This is a genomic window from Zestomonas carbonaria (assembly GCF_904061905.1).
GTDB classification, from domain to species: domain Bacteria; phylum Pseudomonadota; class Gammaproteobacteria; order Pseudomonadales; family Pseudomonadaceae; genus Aquipseudomonas; species Aquipseudomonas carbonaria.
This window is the reverse complement of the sequence record NZ_CAJFCI010000037.1, coordinates 35,581-52,652: the sequence shown is the minus strand read 5'-3', so window position 1 is coordinate 52,652 and position 17,072 is coordinate 35,581. Positions and strand designations below refer to the sequence as shown.

Below are 17,072 nucleotides of genomic sequence, written 5' to 3'. Positions count from 1 at the left end.
GGGTTTCGGCTGACTCTTGCAGCTTGAAGCTTGCGGCTTGCGGCCGCCTTTACAGGCCCTGCTTGAGGCTGGCCTCGAGGTACTCGTCGAGATCGCCGTCCAGCACCTTGTCGCAGTCGCTGCGCTCGACGCCGGTGCGCAGATCCTTGATCCGCGACTGGTCGAGCACGTAGGAACGGATCTGGTGGCCCCAGCCGATGTCCGACTTGGTGTCTTCCAGGGCCTGGGCGGCGGCGTTGCGCTTCATCATCTCCAGCTCGTACAACTTGGCCCGCAGCATCTTCATGGCGGTGTCCTTGTTGGCGTGCTGGGAACGTTCGTTCTGGCACGCCACCACGGTGTTGGTCGGCACGTGGGTGATCCGCACCGCCGAATCGGTGGTGTTCACGTGCTGGCCGCCGGCGCCGGAGGAGCGGTAGGTGTCGATGCGCAGGTCCGCCGGGTTGATCTCGATCTCGATGTTGTCGTCGATCTCCGGCGAGGCGAACACCGCGGAAAACGAGGTGTGGCGGCGGTTGCCGGAGTCGAACGGGCTCTTGCGCACCAGGCGGTGCACGCCGATCTCGGTGCGCAGCCAGCCGAAAGCGTACTCGCCCTTGATGTGCACGGTAGCGCCCTTGATGCCGGCGACCTCGCCTTCGGAGAGTTCGACGATCTCGGCGTCGAAACCGTGCTTGTCGGCCCAGCGCAGGTACATGCGCAGCAGCATGTTGGCCCAGTCCTGGGCCTCGGTGCCGCCGGAACCGGCCTGGATGTCGAGGTAGGCGTTGTTGGCGTCCATCTCGCCGCTGAACATGCGGCGGAACTCCAGTTTCTCGAGGATTTCGCGCAGGCGCTCGACCTCGGTGGCGACGTCGTCCACCGCGCCTTGGTCATTCTCTTCGACGGCCATGTCCAGCAGGTCGCGGGAATCGGCCAGGCCGCCGGACAGTTCGTCGAGGGTTTCGACGATCTGCGCCAGTTGGGCGCGCTCGCGCCCCAGGTTCTGGGCGTACTCGGGGTTGTTCCAGACGTTCGGGTCTTCGAGCTCGCGATTGACTTCGATCAGGCGGTCATGCTTCTGATCGTAGTCAAAGATACCCCCGAATAGTCTGGGTGCGCTCGGACAGGTCCTTGATGCTGTTGAGGATCGGGTTGATTTCCATGGCTGGCGGCACTCGCAGGCGAATCGTGTGAAAAGCCGGCGAGTATACCCCAGTTGCCGCGCCCTGGCAGCCTGCCGCCGGGCGGCTGGCGATGCCCCACCCGCAAGACGGGAGCGGGCTCCGTTCGCGAAGCTAACGCAGACGCCTCGTCCGGGCGCAACCGCGAATCGCGGGCATGGCCCGCTCCTACGAGTTCTCCGAGGCATGGCCGTCACTCCGACCAGTCCCCTCTCCCTTCGGGAGAGGGTTAGGTCGCTGATTTCGAGGCGCCGATATTCGCGAGCAGTGCCCGCTCCTACATGGTTCGTCCTAGAACCACAGGCTGAGGCGACCGCTCAGGGCATTGTCGCGCGTCGCGTCGGCGTAGTGGCCGGCGTATGCCAGACCGAGATAGAGCTGCGGCTTCAGTTCGTAGTCGAGGCCGAGGTCGAGGCGCAGGCTGTCTTCGCTGAGCGGCACGCCATCGCTGCGCAGGCGGCTGCCGTCGGCGCGCCGCACGTCGGCATGGACGTCGGTATCGCTGAAGACGTGCCGCCAGCCGAGGCTGGCGCGAGCGGTCAGGCGCTGTCCGGCGGCGGGCTCGAAGCGGCGAGCCGCCCGCCAGCCGAAGGTGGCCTGGCCAACCTGCTGGCTGTCGGCGGAGACCTGGAGCGCATCGCCACTTCCCCGCTCCCGCAAGCGGTCGAGGTGCAGCGAGATGTAGGCCAGGCTGGTGAAGGCCTCGATGGTGAAGTTCGCGAAGTCCATGGAGTAGCCGCCTTCGACGAAGGCTTGCAGGGTATGGCCGTCGCCTTCGCCACGCAGTCCCTGGCGCCGACCGTCGAACTCGTGCTGGCTGAAGGCGGCGCCGAACTTGAGGCCGAGCTGGTTGTAGTAACGCAGCGCGGCATAGCCGGCCAGGTGGTAGCTGTCGATATCGGCTTCGGCGTCGCGGTCGTCGAGGTCCAGGTCGGACCGTGAATGGCCGGCCAGCACCCCGGCCGCCCAGCGCGGGTCGAAGGTGCGGTCGAGGCCGACGAACAGGCCGGAACCGCGGTGCTCGACCCGCGCTGCGGCGCCGTCGCCATCCAGCGAGCCCCGGTTGCCGTAGGCACGCATCCAGGCCGGCTGCCGGCCGGGCTCGGCCGACGGTTCGCGGTAGGCGAAACGTATCTGCTGCAAGCGATCCAGCGCCGCCTCGTGGACGAAGCGGCTGTTCTCCAGCAGCAGGCCCTGGCTGGATGCGTAGAGCTCACCTTCCTGCGCGGCGAACGCCCGGCCGGCCAGCATCAGCACAGCGAGCGCCGACAGACGCATGGTGCCGGGGCTCAACGCAGTTGGGACTCCAGCTCTGCCTGCAAGGCCGGATCGAGGCGCAACTGATAGGCCAGGTCATCCAGATAGGCGCGCTCGCCGCCTTCCTGGGAACCGATCAGCAGCGCGCTGGCCAGGTACATCTCGGCGGCCATCTCCGGCGTTTGCGCCGCGCCCGCCACGTCCGAGGCGTCCAGCGGCTTCTGCACCTCGTCGTCCAGCCAGGCCTGCAATTCGGCGTCGGCGGTGTGCTTGGCGATTTCCGCGTAGATCAGCCGTTTCTCCTGCTCGTCGATACGGCCGTCGGCCTTGGACGCGGCGATCAGCGCACGCAGGATGGCACGGCTGTGATCCTCGGCCTCGGCGCCGACCAACTGGTTGACCATCTGCGGCTGCCGCAAGGCGCTCGCCGCCTGTTGCTGCTGTTGCTGGCGCTGCCAGGCGCTGTATGCCTGGAAGGCCAGCATGCCGAGGGTGGCCAGGCCACCGTAGCCGATCCCGCCGCCGCTGCCACCGCGCGCCTGCCCGGACTGCGCCGCGCCGCCGCCCAGCATCCCGCCGAGCAGATCGCCAAGCCCGCCCAGGCCGCCCAGGCCGCCCGCGCCACCGCCGGCCGCCGCCCCGGAACCACCGCCCAGCAGGCCGCCGAGCAGCCCTCCGAGGTCCATCGAGCCACCACCCTGCGGCGCGGCGCCGCCTCGCCCGGACAGTCCCGCGCGCAGCAGTTGGTCGAGCAAATCGCTGGTATTCATGAATGCCTCCCTCTCATCGAAATGGTCGTCCAGACTGGAAACGATAGTTCTCCGGAGGCGATCCGCTATGGCCGCTGCCGGACGGTCTTGCCGGGGCATGCTCCTCGCGCGGCATCGCCTGTGTTTCGGTGCGCGCAGCACACCCTACCTGGGGCATCCAACCTCCGTAGGAGCGGCCCATGGCCGTGATCGCGCGCATGGCGCGCTCCTACGGGCAGGCATGGGGCTGGACGATTTATTCCCTGTCATTCCCGCGAACGCCGGGGTCCAGTCCGATGCACTTCGACGCCGATCTTTCGGTGCGCGCAGCACACCCTACCTGGGAGCATCCAGTCTTCGTAGGAGCGGCCCATGGCCGCGATCGCGCGCATGGCGCGCTCCTACGGGCGGGCATGGGGCTGGACGATTTATTCCCTGTCATTCCCGCGAACGCTGGAGTCCAGTCCGATGCACATCGGCACCGATCTTTCGGTGCGCGCGGCGCACCCTACCTGGGGCATCCAGCTTCCGTAGGAGCGGCCCATGGCCGCGATCGCGCGCATGGCGCGCTCCTACGGGCGGGTACGTGTCTTCCCTGTCATTCCCCTTCCCTACCCGGGTATCGCGAGTCCCTTCTCCTTCAGCCACTCGGGGTTGAACAGACGTTGCGCATAGAGGCCGCCCCGGTCGCACAGCAGGGTCACGATGCGATGCCCCGGCCCCAGGTCGCGGGCCACCTGGACGGCGGCGGCCAGGTTGATGCCGGAGGAGCCGCCGACGAACAGCCCTTCCTCGTGCAGCAGGCGATGGACCATGGCCACGCAGGCCGGGTCGTCGATCCGCACCGCGTCGTCGATCGGCGTGCCGGCGAGATTGTCAGTGACCCGGGTGGTGCCGATGCCTTCGGTGATGGAGCTGCCCTCGGCGTGCAGTTCGCCATGCTTCACCCAGTCGTAGAGCGCGCTGCCCATGGGGTCGGCGAGGACGATGCGGACCTTGGGATCGCGCTCCTTGAGACAGCGCGCCACGCCGGCCAGGGTGCCGCCGGTGCCGGTGGCGCAGACGAAGGCGTCCAGGCGGCCGCCGGTATCGGCCCAGATTTCCGGGCCGGTGGTTTCGTAGTGGGCCTGGCGGTTGGCGAGATTGTCGAACTGGTTGGCCCAGACGGCGCCGGGCAACTCGGCGGCCAGTCGCCCGGCGATCTTCTGGTAGTTGTCCGGGTCCTTGTAGGGCCTGGGCGGCACCGGGCGCACTTCGGCGCCCAGGGTGCGCAACAACTCCATCTTTTCCGGCGACTGGTTGTCGGGGATCACGATGATGCAGCGATAGCCGCGCACGGCGCAGATATGCGCGAGGCCGATGCCGGTATTGCCAGCGGTTCCCTCCACCACGGTGCCGCCCGGCCGCAAAAGCCCCCGACGCTCGGCGTCGAGCACGATATGGAGGGCCGCGCGGTCCTTGACCGAACCGCCGGGGTTGAGGAATTCGGCCTTGGCCAGGATCTCGCAGCCGGTCTCGTCGCTGAGCCGGCCGAGGCGCAGCAGGGGCGTGTTGCCGATGCTGCCGATGAAGCCCTCGCGAATCGCCATGCCGCACCTCCCGGAGCAGGTGGTGACGGTTTCAGTCTAGCCCCCCTGCTCCGACAGGGCGGAACCGTTCGCCGCTACAGCACCTGGCGGGCCTGGGTCTCCAGTTCGCTCTTGAGGGCGGGGTCGAGCTTCAACTGGCGGGCCAGTTCGTCGAGGTAGGCGCGCTCCATGAAGTGCTCCTGGTCGACCATCAGCAGGCTGGCCAGGTACATCTCCGCGGCCATTTCCGGGCTTTGCGCCGCGCTCGCCACTTCCGCCGGGTCGAGCGGCTTGTTCAGTTCGCGATCCAGCCAGCCCTGCAGTTCGCGATCGCCGGTGATCCTGAGCACTTCGTCGTCGATCAACTGGCGTTCGCGCGCATCTATATGGCCGTCGGACTTGGCCGCGGCCACCAGGGCGCGAAGGATGGCGTGGCTGTGCTGCTCCGCCTGCGGGGCCGGCAGGCGGTCCACGGTCTGCGGTTCGATGGTCCGCGCCGCGCCGGCCTGCTGTTGCTGCTGCCAGTTGTTGTAGGCCTTGTAGGCCACCACGCCGAGCGCCGCCAGGCCGCCATAGGTGAGCACCTTGCCGCTCATCTTGCGGGCCTTCTTGCTACCCAGCAGCAGGGCGATGGCCCCGCCGCCGAGCGCGCCGCCACCGACGCTGCCGAGCAGGTTGCCGAGCTGGCCGCCCTGCCCGGACTTGGCCTGGCCGCCGCCGTTCTGCAGCAGCTCCTGGCCGGACTTGAGCAATTGATCGAGCAGACCGCGAGTGTTCATGCTGTTCTCCACTGGGAAACGAATCGAACGATGGAGCGCACTCTAGCGGGGCGAATTCCCGTCGGCATGGCGCAGAGTGCTTCGAGATATTGCTGGAGGGTGGCGGCTGGTGGAGTCAGCGGAGGGCTCTCAATCTGAGGTGATCGCTCAACTCCGCCCCTCACCCCGGCCCTCTCCCGGAGAGAGAGGGAGTCGTATGTGCGGGCTGGGAAGGTTGTCGTCAGAACGAGCGAGGGAGGTGCTTGCTGTGGCCTGGTCTTATCGCGGGGCGATATGGGCGATCAGCAGTTGCACGCTTTCCTGGCCGCGGTACTCGTTGACGTCCAGCTTGTAGGCCAGTTCGACCCAGCGCACCGTCGGGTTCGGCCACTGTTCGCGGTCGATGCCGAAGGCGATGCCGTCCAGTTGCACGGAGCCACACTCGCTCTTCAGCACCACCTTGAGGTGGCGTTCGCCGACGATGCGCTGCTGCACCAACTGGAACATGCCGTGGAACAGCGGCTCGGGGAAGTGCTGGCCCCAGGGGCCGGCGTTGCGCAGCGCCTTGGCCAGCGGCAGGTGGAATTCCTCGGCGGCCAGGCTGCCGTCGGACAGCAGCCGTCCAGTCAGGTCGTCCTCGCTGAGCTGGCGGCGCACCTCGGCGTCGAAAGCCGCGGCGAAGGCGCCGAAATGCTCCTGCGGCAGCGACAGGCCGGCGGCCATGGCGTGCCCGCCGAACTTGCTGATCAGCCCCGGATGCTTCGCCGCCACGGCGTCCAGCGCATCGCGGATGTGCAGGCCCGGCACCGAGCGCGCCGAGCCCTTGAGCTGGCCGTCGCCAGCGTCCGCGAAGGCGATCGCCGGGCGGTGGTAGCGCTCCTTGAGGCGCGAGGCGAGGATGCCGATCACGCCCTGGTGCCAGTCCGGCTCGAACAGGCAGAGGCCGAACGGCAGCTCCTCGGTCTTGAGCTCCTTGAGCTGCGCCAGCGCCTCGCGCTGCATGCCCTGTTCGATGGCCTTGCGATCCTGGTTGAGTTGGTCGAGCTGCACCGCCATGTCGCGGGCCAGCGCCTCGTCCTCGCAGAGCAGGCATTCGATGCCGAGGCTCATGTCGTCCAGCCGGCCGGCGGCATTGAGCCGTGGACCGAGGATGAAGCCGAGGTCGGTGGAGGTGATCCGCCCATGCTGCTTGCCGGCCACTTCGAGCAGCGCCCGCAGGCCGGGTCGCGCGCGGCCGGCGCGGATGCGCGCCAGGCCCTGGTGGACGAGGATGCGGTTGTTGGCGTCCAGCGGCACCACGTCGGCGACGCTGCCCAGCGCCACCAGGTCGAGCAGTTCGGCCAGGTTCGGCTCGGGCCGCGCGGCGAACCAGCCCACTTCGCGCAACCGCGCGCGCAGCGCCAGAAGCACGTAGAAGATCACCCCGACGCCGGCCAGCGCCTTGCTCGGGAAGTCGCAGCCCGGCTGGTTGGGGTTGACGATGGCGTCCGCCGCCGGCAGCTCCGGACCGGGCAGGTGGTGGTCGGTGACCAGCACCTTCAGCCCCGCTTCCTTGGCCGCCGCCACGCCATCGACGCTGGAGATGCCGTTGTCGACGGTGATCAGCAGGTCGGGCCGGCGGCCGAGGGCCACGGCGACGATCTCCGGGGTCAACCCGTAGCCGTATTCGAAACGGTTGGGCACCAGGTAGTCGACCGAGGCGGCGCCCAGCATGCGCAGGCCGAGCACGCCCACCGAGCTGGCGGTGGCGCCATCGGCGTCGAAGTCGCCGACGATGAGGATGCGCTGGCGCTGCTCCAGGGCCTGCACCAGCAGCTCCACGGCAGCATCGATGCCTTTCAGGCGCTGGTAGGGGATCAGCCGCGCCAGGCCCTTGTCCAGTTCGGCGGCGGACTGCACGCCACGGGCGGCGTAGAGACGGGTCAGGAGCGGCGGCAGGTCGCCAAGATCGGGCAGTTGGGCGGGAAGCGGGCGGGTTTCGATACGCATGGTCAATCTGGTGTTCTCGTTCTGGGGCCCCTGGCGAGGACCCGCTTACAGGCCTGGACTCCCGCGTGCGCTGGCATGTGTGCAGGAGGCCAGCCGTATCCCCGCGCACGCGGGGACCCAATAAAAAGGCGCTCAGCGCTCGCCGTGCAGCCACTCCAGAGGAATTTCGTGCTGGCCGCGCTCATCGGTCACGTACAGGTGGCCATCGCTGATCATCACGCTCCAACTGAGCGAGCGCGGCAGGTCGCGGGCCAGGTTCTCCAGGGCTTCCTGGTCCACTGCCGCGACGTTGATGTTCTTCAGGCTGCGCACGCTGTCGAGCACCTTGGTCTGCCACACCCGCAGGCTGCCGTAGGCCAGCAGGCTGAAGCGCTCGGTGCGCCGCGAGCACCAGGTGATGCGCTCGGCATCCGGCTGGCCGACCTCGATCCAGTGCAGCACGCGATCGTCGAGGCTCTTTTCCCACAGCGCCGGCTCGTCGACGTCCGACAGGCCGCGACCGAAGGCCAGTTGCTCGCTGTACCACAGGGCATGGGCGATCAGCCGCACGGCCAGGCGCTCCTCGGTTTCCGACGGGTGCTTGGCAACCGTGAAACGCAGGTTTTCGTAGACGTTGCGGTCCAGATCGGTGAGGTTGAGGTCGACTTTGTAGGGCGTGGCTTGCAGGGCCATGGGCGAGCTTCTTCGGTGATTCGGAATGGGGCGCCAGTCTACCCGATTCCGCCTACCGGCTGTCCGGCCGATACGCCTCGACCCGATTACGCCCGGCCGCCTTGGCGGCGTAGAGCGCCTGGTCGGCCAGCGACAGCAGGCGGGTCAGGTCGTAGCCGGCCTGCTCGGCGGTGGCGATGCCGATGCTCACGCTGAGCTGGCCGCCCGTGGCGAACGGCAGCTCGGCGAACTCCTGGCGGATGCGCTCGGCCAGCGCCAGGGCCACGCCGTGGTCGGCCTCGGCCAGCAGGCAGACGAACTCCTCGCCGCCAATCCGCGCGCAGATGTCCTGCTGGCGGGTGCGGCTGGCGAGAATCCGGCCGAAGTCGGCCAGTGCCTGGTCGCCGGCGGCATGCCCGAAGTGGTCGTTGAGGCGCTTGAAATGATCGAGATCGCACAATAGCAGCACCGCCGGCCGGCGCAGGCGAACGCAGTCGGCGAGCAGTCGCTCGGCGGCATCGATGAAGGCCCGGCGGTTGCCGATGCCGGTCAGCGGGTCGCGCATGGCGGCGCTCTTGTAGCGCAGTTCGGCGCGCTCCTTGACCATCGCCAGGGTGACGAAGGCGATGCCGATGGAGAACAGCATGGTTTCCAGCACCAGCAGGGAGAAGAAGCTGCTGCCCGTGGAAACCATGTCGAACGGCATGTCGTGATCCAGCACCGCGCGGGCGCAATAGAAGCCGGCGTGCCCCAGGAGCAGCACCAGCGCCGGGCGGACGTCCACCTCCAGTTGCCGGCGGCTGCGCCAAAGCTCGAAGGCGCCGAGCCCGGTATAGGTGACCGCGATCAGCGAGTAGACCTGTATGCGCAGCGCCTGCGACTCGTAGAAAGTCGGCCACAGGCAGAGAAGCGCCCAGAGCGCCCCTCCGGCGGCCACCTCCGGCCAGTGAACGCGACGACCCGCGAACACCCGCAGGGCGACCCAGCTCAGTGCCGCACTGACGTGGAGGACGACGTTGCCGACCAGGATCGGCAGCCAGTCGATGCCGAGGTTGCGCAAGCTGCCCAGCAGGGTGCCCAGGCCACCGAGCAGCAGGGCCGCCGCCAGGTAGCCGAGGGTCGCCTCGCGCCGGCCGCGCCGCCAGGCGTGCAGCATCAGCAGGCCGACCAGCATCAGGACGTAGATATCCACGACCACCAGGGTCTGGACGTTCAATTGCATGGCACATGCCCCTTGGCAGGGAAACGGTGATGGGGGGGACGAGTCGGCATGGTGGTGGAGCACACCACCCATATGCCGTCACTCTACGTTGTCACTTAGAGTCTCGCCAAGCAGACGGTCGCCCCTACAATCGCCGCAGCAAGGCCTGCAAGGTCTGCTCCGGCTCCAGTGCCCAGAGGCCATAACTCAGCGGTACGATGTCCAGTCCGGCGCGGACCAGCATCTGGTAGCGCTCCAACTCGAGAAAACCCTCGCCTTCGCCGGGAAAGCCGATCAGGTCGACGGCCAGGCACTTGTCGCCGCGTTGACAGAAGATATCCAGTAGCAGGCCCGCGAGCGGATAGCGGATCCAGGTTTTCACGCCGTGGGCCTGGAGGGCGGAGCAGAGCCGGTGCTGGAAATCGTCCAGCTCACTGTCGCCACCCCGGCTGGCGGACAGCGGCCACGTCATGCTCTCCAGGTAGCGGCGCAGGAGATGGCCGGAAGGCAGTTGGCGTTCGTCGCCGCTGAACAGTAGCACCTGGCGTTCGCGAGCACGGGTGACGGCGACGTTGAACATGTCCTCGCGGTTCAGGTAGGTCGCGGCTTGGCCACCGCCACCATGAATGGCGAAGCTGAGGATCATCAAGTCACGCTCCTCGCCCTGGAAGCCGTAGAACGTAGCCACCAGCAGGCGAAACTGGCGCAGTTGCTCCAGCGCCATGCTGGCGCCGATGCGCTGGCGAATCCGCTCGACCTGATCGCGAAACGGCGAGAGTACGCCGATGCTGGGCTTGGCCAGGCTGTCCGCGTAACGCGCCACATGTTCCTGGATCAGCTCCAGCACACGCTCCACCTCCCGCGCATTGACCCCATCGCGCGCCCGCTCGCCCTCCAGGCGCTCCAGTTGCAGGCTATCGCAATGCTCCTGGCCAGGACGCTCCTTCATCACTCGCAACCGGCGATCGTAGAATTGCTCGTTACTGAGCCGGATCAGCGCCAGACGGCTGCGGAAGTGTTCGTCTAGAAAGGTCACCTCGACCTGACGGGTCAATCGCGACCCGACCCAATCCAGCACACTGTTGTCGCGATAGCTCCACTGCTCGCGTATCCCGGCCGGCAACCTGGCGAAGTCATCCAGATCCAGCTCGCGGCTGTCCGCCAGGTAGCACGCACGGTAGAAGCCGATCAGTCGGCGGGCGTCGGAGTGTTCCATCAGTGTCTCGCGTAGCGCTCCCACAGCCGGTCGAACTCGCGAGCATAGGCGATCACCAGTTGCGGGTGGTCGATCACCAGTATGTTCTCCTCGTTGCTGGTAGTGGCGCTACGAGTCCAGTTGAAACTGCCGTTGAGCAGGACCCGGCGGTCGAACAGGGCGAACTTGTGGTGCATGTGGAACGGGCTGTCGTCGATGCGCAGCGGTACGCCCTGGTCGATCCGGCGATGGATGTCGCTGCCCTCGTCATGCCGTTTCTCATCGTCGCTGATCACCCGTACCGCCACGCCGCGCCGGTAGCAGGCGACGATCTCGTCGCTGAGACGATCGTCGGAGATGGTGTAGACGCAGACGTCCAGCGAGTCGCGCGTCTGCCGGCACAGTTCGCGGATCTTGCGCAGGCAGTCCTCGCCGGGGCTGAAGTGAACACTGGCCACCGCTGGGCGCGGCGGTGCGCTGGCGACGTCGAGGGTCTTGATCACCTGTTCCAGCCACTTCAGAGCCGGCATCGCGTTGGCTGCATCGCTCAGCATCAGCTCGCGCACCAGGCCGAAGGCGCGGTTGCGCAGGTAGCGCACCTGATCCGACCTCAGGTCGCTGCCCAATTGGCGCAGCTCGTCACGCTCCTCGTTGCTCAGCTTCAGGTCGACCAGGCTGTCGCGCAACTGCTGGTCCAGGCGGGAAAAGTCCATTTATTCAATCGCTCCTTGAATTGCCGGTGACTGCGGCATAGAGCACACCGCAGAAGGCACCGGCGAGGTGGTATTCGAACGAGATGTCCTGGCTGGGCAGCAGCCCCAGCCACCAGCTTCCGTAGTACATCAACACCAGCGCGGCGATCAGCAGGCTATCCAGGCTGCGCTGGAACCAGGCCCGCCCCAGCAGCAGTCCCCACAGGCCGAAAACCCAACCACTGGAGCCCAAGTGCAGGCCGGGACGGGCCAGCAGCCAGACCAGCAGGCCGCTACCGAGGAGGATGAAGGCGCTGGCGCCGAGAAACCGGCGCGGCGAGTCGAGCATCGCCAGCCAGCCGAGCAGCAGCAGGCCCGGCAGGTTGTTCAGCAGGTGCCACCAGCCGGCATGCAGCCAGGGCGCGAAGAGGATGCCGGGCAGGCCGCCGGCGTGCCTCGGCAGCACGCCCCAGGCGTTGAGGTCGTACCCGCTCACGCTGTTGACCGACTGCAACGCCAGCATCAGCGCGGCAATGCCGGCCAACAAGCACAGGCGTGGCGCCAGCCACGCCATCACGCCGGCTCGGCTCCCGGCTCGCCACTCTGTGACTGGCCAAGGAGCCGGCCCAACTCGTGCAGACGCTGGGCCATCTCACCCATGCGGTTGTGGGTACGCAAGTCGATGTCAATCTTCTTGTCCATAGCCTTCATCAGCGGCATGAAGCTGTCCTGCAAGGTCTCGGCGAGCCGCTCCAGCAAAACCTGCACGCCGGGCTGCGGCGGCGCCTGCACGGCCACGTCGACCTGCGGACGCAGTTGGCCAAGCCGGTCCAGGCTGGCCAGCAGCTCGTCCCAGGGCAGCGCCTGGGACGCCTGCGGTTCGCGATGCAGGTTGGCGGCCACGGCGCGAATGCCTTCGACCAGGTCGTTGAGCTGGGCCACCACGCGCCCGCCGACATCGGCGTCGCTGCCGCCCATCGCCTTGTTGCGCAGGAAGTCGCGCTTGATCTGCGCCCAGCGGACACTCTGTTCTTCGCTAATGTTGCCGCGCAGTTCGGCGAGCTTGAGCAGGTTCTCCTCGGCGCCGCTGGTGAGCAATTGCGATTCGCCCTGGTAGTGATCGGCGATCAGTTGCAGCAGTTCGTCGTCGTTCATCACTGCGCTGATCTTCTCCGCCATCTTGTTCATGTTGCGGTAGCTGCCCTGCAGCTTGAACGGCGGTTCGCTGCGGTACTGGTCGACCTGGGCGGCGCTGACGATGTACTGCTGGTTGACCCGGCCGACCACGTCGCGCACCTGCATCAGGCGTTGCAGGGTGCCGGTGATCTCGTTGATCTCGGCGCTGCTGTAGCTGTGGCTCAGCTCGTTGGCGGAGAACGGCTTGCCCTCGGCGTTGGCGACGAAGCGGTAGACGTCGGCCATATCGCGGGTGGCCAGCGGCGCCAGCACCGGGTTGGAGGTCAGGGCGTTCTCGATGTAGCTCAGGGCGAAGGCTTCCTGCATGCCGCCCAGGGTATCGCCGAGGTTGTAGATGTCGGCGCGGTTGGCCAGCATGTCAGGGATCTTGAACAGCTCTCCGGACTCGGTGTAGGGGTTGCCGCTCATCACCACGCAGAATTTCTTGCCGCGCATGTCGTAGGTCTTGGTGCGCCCCTTCCACACGCCCTCGATACGCCGTGTGCCGTCGCATAGAGAGATGAACTTCTGCAGGAACTCGGGGTGGGTGTGCTGGATGTCGTCGACGTAAAGCATCACGTTGTTGCCCATCTCCAGCGCCAGGTTGAGCTTTTCCAGCTCCTGGCGCGAGGTGGCGTCGGGCGCCTGGGCCGGGTCGATGGAGCGCACCTCGTGGCCCAGGGCCGGACCGTTGATCTTCATGAAGATCAGCCCCAGGCGGTGGGCGACGTATTCCATCAGCGTGGTCTTGCCATAGCCGGGCGGCGAGATCAGCATCAACAGGCCCATCAGGTCGGTGCGCTTATTCTCCCCGGCGGTGCCCATCTGCTTGGCCAGGTTGTCGCCGATCACGCCCAGGTAGACGTCGTTGATAAGCTTGTTGCGCACGAACGAGGACAGCGGCCGTGGCTTGAACTCGGCCAGGCGCAGCGCCTCGCGTTCGTGGCCGACCACCTCCTGGCGCAGCGCCTGGTAGCGTTGTAGCTGCGGCAGGAAGCGCTCGCGGTGGTCGCGCAGGCGGGCGAAATAATCGTCCACCGCCAGCACCAGGCACTGTTCGTGGATGCGCGGATGATCGCCCATCAGCTGCTCGACGGTGAAGCGCAGGCCCACCTCGGTGATGCGCTTGGCAAAGCCTTCCGGCAGCAGCGCCAGGGCCACCGCCTCGGGGACGTAGGCGGCCAGCTCCCTCGCCTCGCCTTCGCCGCACAGGCCGCGCAGCCAGTTGTCCACCAGCGCCCACTGCGCCGCCGGGCGGCCTTGCAGGCGCGCCAGGGTCTGCTGGTAGCCGTCCCACACCCGCGCCGCCTGCAGCCGCGTCTTCAGTGCGGCGAGCAGTTCGCGGGCGTATTTGCTGAAAGTGAACTCGACATGCTCGGCGGCCAGTTCCTGCACCAGGTACTCGGCGGCCTCGGCCAGGGTCGCTTCGCCCGGCGCCATGGCCTGCTGCTGGGCGAAGGCGGCCATGGCCGCGGCCACCTCCACCTGCAACTGCGCCAGCCCCTCGCGGCGGCCGAACAGCTGCTGGATATGCCGGCTGGTGCGCGCCCGCTCGGGCCACTGCACGGCGGCCTCGTCGGCCTGCCACAGGCTCCAGAAGAAGGTCGCCATGCCACGGGCCTGGGGCGCATGGCAGAGCAGCCCAGCGCTTTCGCGCAGGGGCAGCAGCTGGGCCAGGATCAAGGCCGCGTCGTGATCGTGGATGCCCTTCTCGTAGCCTTCCCGGTAGCGCGGCGCGGCGAAGTCGCGGATGCGCCGGATCAGCGCCTCGGGGTCGGCCAGCAGCAGCTTGAGGCCGTCCAGGTCGAGGTCGTCCGAGCCGGCCTCGGCGGCGGCCAGCACCTCGCCGGCCAGGTATTCGGCGCGGTACAGAATGGCCGACTCGGATTCCAGGGACACCTGCCAGTAGTCGCGCAGGGCCTCCAGTTCGGCGTTGCGCAGCGGTTCGAGGAAATCCGTGCCGGTCAGGTGCAGGTAGAGCCCGTCGCCGCGCGGCAGCAGGGTCAGGTCCAGCTCCTGGGTGTTGACGCTGAAGCGGTGGCGCGGGCCGAGGCGGATGACGTTGCCGCCCTCCTCGAACAGTTCGCTCTTGTCGCGCAGGGCCCTTACCGCCTGATCGCGGGCGCCCTTCAGGCGCGCCTCGACATCGTCGGCCTTGACGCTGTCCTTCAGCTCGCGCAGGCGCTCGGCCAGTTCGCGCAGCTTGAGGATCAGCGGGTCAGCGGCGAAGAAGGCGTTGAGCTCCTCCATCCGGGTGAAACGCGCGGTGCGTCGGCCGAGGCTGTCGAGGATGCGCAGGGCGGCGTCGAGCAAGCCCTGGGCACGGCGCTGGCGTTCATCTAGCAGGCTCTGCTTGTGCGCCTCGAAGGTTTCCAGCAGTTCCTCGCGCTTGGCCAGGATGTCACCGAGGAACTGCTCGTGGTCGCCGAACTGGCTTTCCAGTTCCTCCAGTTGCACCAGCAGGCGCGACAGTTGTTCGTCGCAGCACTCCGGATCCTGGGCCAGCGCCAGGGCATTGGTGATGCCCTGGCTGAACAACTTGAACTGGGCGCCGAACTGGGCCACGGTCTCGGCCGAGCCGAGGCCGCGGCGACGCTGCTCGGCGCGGGCCTTGGCCTGGTTGAGACGGGCGTAGACCTCGGAGATGGATTCGACGATACGGGTGCGCTGGGTAGCGTCGTCGATCGCCAGCGAGGCCATCAGCCCGGAGAGCATGTCCAGGTTGCCGGCCATGGCCTGCATGGCGGCCAGCGGTTCGTTCAACTGGCTGACGGTCGCCGCCTGCTGCGCCTGCTCGTCGAGCTGCTTGAGCTCGCTGACATAGGGTTCGAGCGCCGACTCGCTGGCGAGGAAGTCCGAGGTCGCCGCCGCCACCCTCTCCTGGGCTTCGAGCAGTTCGCTTTCCATGGCGTCGATGCGCGCCACGTCGATATAGCGGTAGTCGCGGATGGTCAGCAACTGGCCACGTTGGGCAGTGATGGCGTTGAGGGCATCGACGAAATGCTGCACCGCGTCCCAGTTGTCCAGGCGCAGGCTTTCGAGCAGCGCCTTCTGCCGGGTCTCGGCCTCGGCCATGGCGCGGCTGGACTGCTGGCGGATGCTCTCGACCTTCTCGAACTCGTCCAGCACCAGCTCGCCGGTGGCGGCGATCTCGCGCAGCAGCGGCGCCAGTTCGGCGCACTGGGCATCGCCCAGCCAGTGGTAGACGTCGAACAGGCGGCGGGTGTTCTGGCACAGCTGGGTGTAGCGCGCCACCGAGACTTCGCGGCTGTCGATCTCGCGGCTGAGATTGAGCAGGTCGGACACCCCTCGCACTAGTTCGGCATTGCCGATGCGGCCGAAGAAGCCGCTGCGCGCCGGCTGGCGGGCAGCGTAGTCTTCGCTGCAGAACGGCGTCTGCCAGATCTGCATGGGGTGGATACGGGTCGGCTCCTCACCCTCGGCGGCGAAGATCACCATGCGCCCGTCCTCCAGGCGCGCGTAGCCGTGACCGAAAATCGGGTTGTGCAGTTGGCGGTTGATCAGGTTGTAGGTGAACAGCGCCGCGCGGCCTTCTTCCGGGTGGTAGAAGATGTACTGCACGTCCTCGCCGTTGGGCGAGCGCACCGAGCGCTTGAAGCGCATGCCGGTCATGGACTGCTCGAAGGTCTTGTACTCGCCGTTCTGCAGGTAATAGCCGCCGGGGAAGATGATGCCGTGGTCTTCCGGCAGTTGCACGCAGGCCAGGCCGATGGCGTCGATGCGCTCGACCTGGCGGGTCAGGCTGTTGAACACCAGGTAGCGCCACTGCTCCTCGCGGTAGGGCAGGATCTTCAGCAGAGTCAGGCTGCCCAGGCGGGCGTATTCGATCTGTGCGTCGTCCAGCGACTGGGTCTTGTCCAGCACCGGCTCGCGGTAGATGCCCTGGCCGTCCTCGGTGTTGTTCTCCACCTTGACGGTGAGGTCGCCGCCCAGGGTCTCGACGAATACCGTGTCGAGGATATTGATATGCGGATGGCGGCCGTTGACCACCATCTCGCGCGTGGTCTTCTGCCACTCGAAGTCGAACGGCAACGGCAGAGCGATATCGCGCTCGCCACGATTGTCGATATAACGCACGTCCTTGCCGTCCGCCGAGAGCGACCAGCGGAATACGCGGATATCGCTGATCCGCTCGCCGATCTGGAAGCTGGCCAGCAGCTTGCCGTCGCGGATCGCCAGTTGCAGCAGGCGGGTGTTCTTGTAGTAGGTGTACAGCTCGTTGAAGTCATTGACGAAGCTGCTCTGGGCCAGGAAGCTGCCGTCCAGCGGCACCGGTTCGGCCTCGTAGCCTTCCTCATGCTCAGCCAGGCGATACAGCGAGAACACGTCGGCGACCGTGGTTTCCTTCTTCAGGCCGAGGAACACGTTGTAGCCGAACAGCAGGCAGTCGCCGACCTGGACGATGTCGCGGGCGATGCAGTTATTCTCGGTGCGGATGCGCACCCGCCCGATCGCCTCCATCTGGCTGCTGCCGAACTCCGCCAGGCGCTGCTGGTTGAGCGCTTCGCCGAGCTGGCGCAGACGCAGCCCCTGGTCCTGCAGGCGCTTGTGCAGCACCTCGTAGGCGCCGCCCTCGGCGACGGCCTTGTCCAATACGTCCTGTTCCTGGGTTGCGGCTTGAGCGTCCGACATCGTGGTCTTCCTGATTCTGC

At 67.2% G+C, this 17,072-nt stretch carries 13 protein-coding genes; 1 reads left to right on the top strand and 12 read right to left on the bottom strand.

Annotated elements, in window-relative coordinates:
- Positions 1-49 precede the first annotated feature (49 nt).
- From prfB to PSEWESI4_RS09050, 3 genes are all read right to left on the bottom strand, one after another.
- Positions 50-1,145, bottom strand: a protein-coding gene (gene prfB, locus PSEWESI4_RS09060) for a peptide chain release factor 2 (RefSeq protein ID WP_187670873.1) whose coding sequence is annotated in 2 segments (ribosomal slippage) — positions 50-1,072 and positions 1,074-1,145 — 1,095 coding nt in all. Because the reading frame shifts where the segments join, the coding sequence is not laid out codon by codon here.
- 309 nt (positions 1,146-1,454) lie between these two features.
- Positions 1,455-2,441: an autotransporter outer membrane beta-barrel domain-containing protein gene (locus tag PSEWESI4_RS09055; RefSeq protein ID WP_187670872.1), complete on the bottom strand. Its 987-nt coding sequence runs from the start codon at positions 2,439-2,441 to the stop codon at positions 1,455-1,457.
- An 11-nt stretch (positions 2,442-2,452) separates the two neighbouring features.
- On the bottom strand, positions 2,453-3,190 hold the full coding sequence (locus tag PSEWESI4_RS09050; RefSeq protein ID WP_187670871.1) for a tellurite resistance TerB family protein: 738 nt from the start codon (positions 3,188-3,190) through the stop codon (positions 2,453-2,455).
- A 351-nt stretch (positions 3,191-3,541) separates the two neighbouring features.
- Here PSEWESI4_RS09050 and PSEWESI4_RS09045 point away from each other — a divergent pair, with 351 nt between their 5' ends.
- Positions 3,542-3,703 carry a hypothetical protein gene (locus PSEWESI4_RS09045; RefSeq protein WP_187670870.1) on the top strand — a complete coding sequence of 54 codons (162 nt, stop codon included), beginning with the start codon at positions 3,542-3,544 and terminating at the stop codon, positions 3,701-3,703.
- A gap of 77 nt (positions 3,704-3,780) precedes the next feature.
- Here PSEWESI4_RS09045 and PSEWESI4_RS09040 read toward each other — a convergent pair whose 3' ends face one another.
- The 9 genes from PSEWESI4_RS09040 to PSEWESI4_RS09000 all read right to left on the bottom strand — a co-directional run bounded on the left by PSEWESI4_RS09040 (position 3,781) and on the right by PSEWESI4_RS09000 (position 17,052).
- Entirely contained in the window at positions 3,781-4,758 is a 978-nt protein-coding gene (locus PSEWESI4_RS09040) for a cysteine synthase A (protein WP_187670869.1), read from the bottom strand.
- A gap of 74 nt (positions 4,759-4,832) precedes the next feature.
- The gene (locus PSEWESI4_RS09035) at positions 4,833-5,516 is read right to left on the bottom strand and encodes a tellurite resistance TerB family protein (protein WP_187670868.1); all 684 of its coding nucleotides are present in this window, start codon (positions 5,514-5,516) and stop codon (positions 4,833-4,835) included.
- A gap of 258 nt (positions 5,517-5,774) precedes the next feature.
- Entirely contained in the window at positions 5,775-7,484 is a 1,710-nt protein-coding gene (recJ, locus tag PSEWESI4_RS09030; protein WP_187670867.1) for a single-stranded-DNA-specific exonuclease RecJ, read from the bottom strand.
- 132 nt (positions 7,485-7,616) lie between these two features.
- Complete coding sequence (locus PSEWESI4_RS09025; RefSeq protein ID WP_187670866.1) at positions 7,617-8,156, bottom strand: YaeQ family protein; 540 nt, start codon at positions 8,154-8,156, stop codon at positions 7,617-7,619.
- A 52-nt stretch (positions 8,157-8,208) separates the two neighbouring features.
- Positions 8,209-9,357, bottom strand: coding sequence for a GGDEF domain-containing protein (locus PSEWESI4_RS09020; RefSeq protein ID WP_187670865.1), 1,149 nt, complete (start codon positions 9,355-9,357; stop codon positions 8,209-8,211).
- A gap of 124 nt (positions 9,358-9,481) precedes the next feature.
- Positions 9,482-10,552, bottom strand: coding sequence for a C-terminal helicase domain-containing protein (locus PSEWESI4_RS09015; protein ID WP_187670864.1), 1,071 nt, complete (start codon positions 10,550-10,552; stop codon positions 9,482-9,484).
- Positions 10,552-11,244 (bottom strand): phospholipase D-like domain-containing protein, encoded by a 693-nt coding sequence (locus PSEWESI4_RS09010; RefSeq protein ID WP_187670863.1) that lies wholly within the window; start codon positions 11,242-11,244, stop codon positions 10,552-10,554. The genes PSEWESI4_RS09015 and PSEWESI4_RS09010 overlap by 1 nt, the downstream gene beginning before the upstream one ends.
- 4 nt (positions 11,245-11,248) lie before the next feature.
- Complete coding sequence (locus PSEWESI4_RS09005) at positions 11,249-11,797, bottom strand: rhomboid family intramembrane serine protease (RefSeq protein ID WP_187670918.1); 549 nt, start codon at positions 11,795-11,797, stop codon at positions 11,249-11,251.
- Positions 11,797-17,052: a DNA repair ATPase gene (locus PSEWESI4_RS09000; RefSeq protein WP_187670862.1), complete on the bottom strand. Its 5,256-nt coding sequence runs from the start codon at positions 17,050-17,052 to the stop codon at positions 11,797-11,799. Before PSEWESI4_RS09000 ends, PSEWESI4_RS09005 begins: the two co-directional genes overlap by 1 nt.
- Between the last annotated feature and the right edge of the window lie 20 nt (positions 17,053-17,072).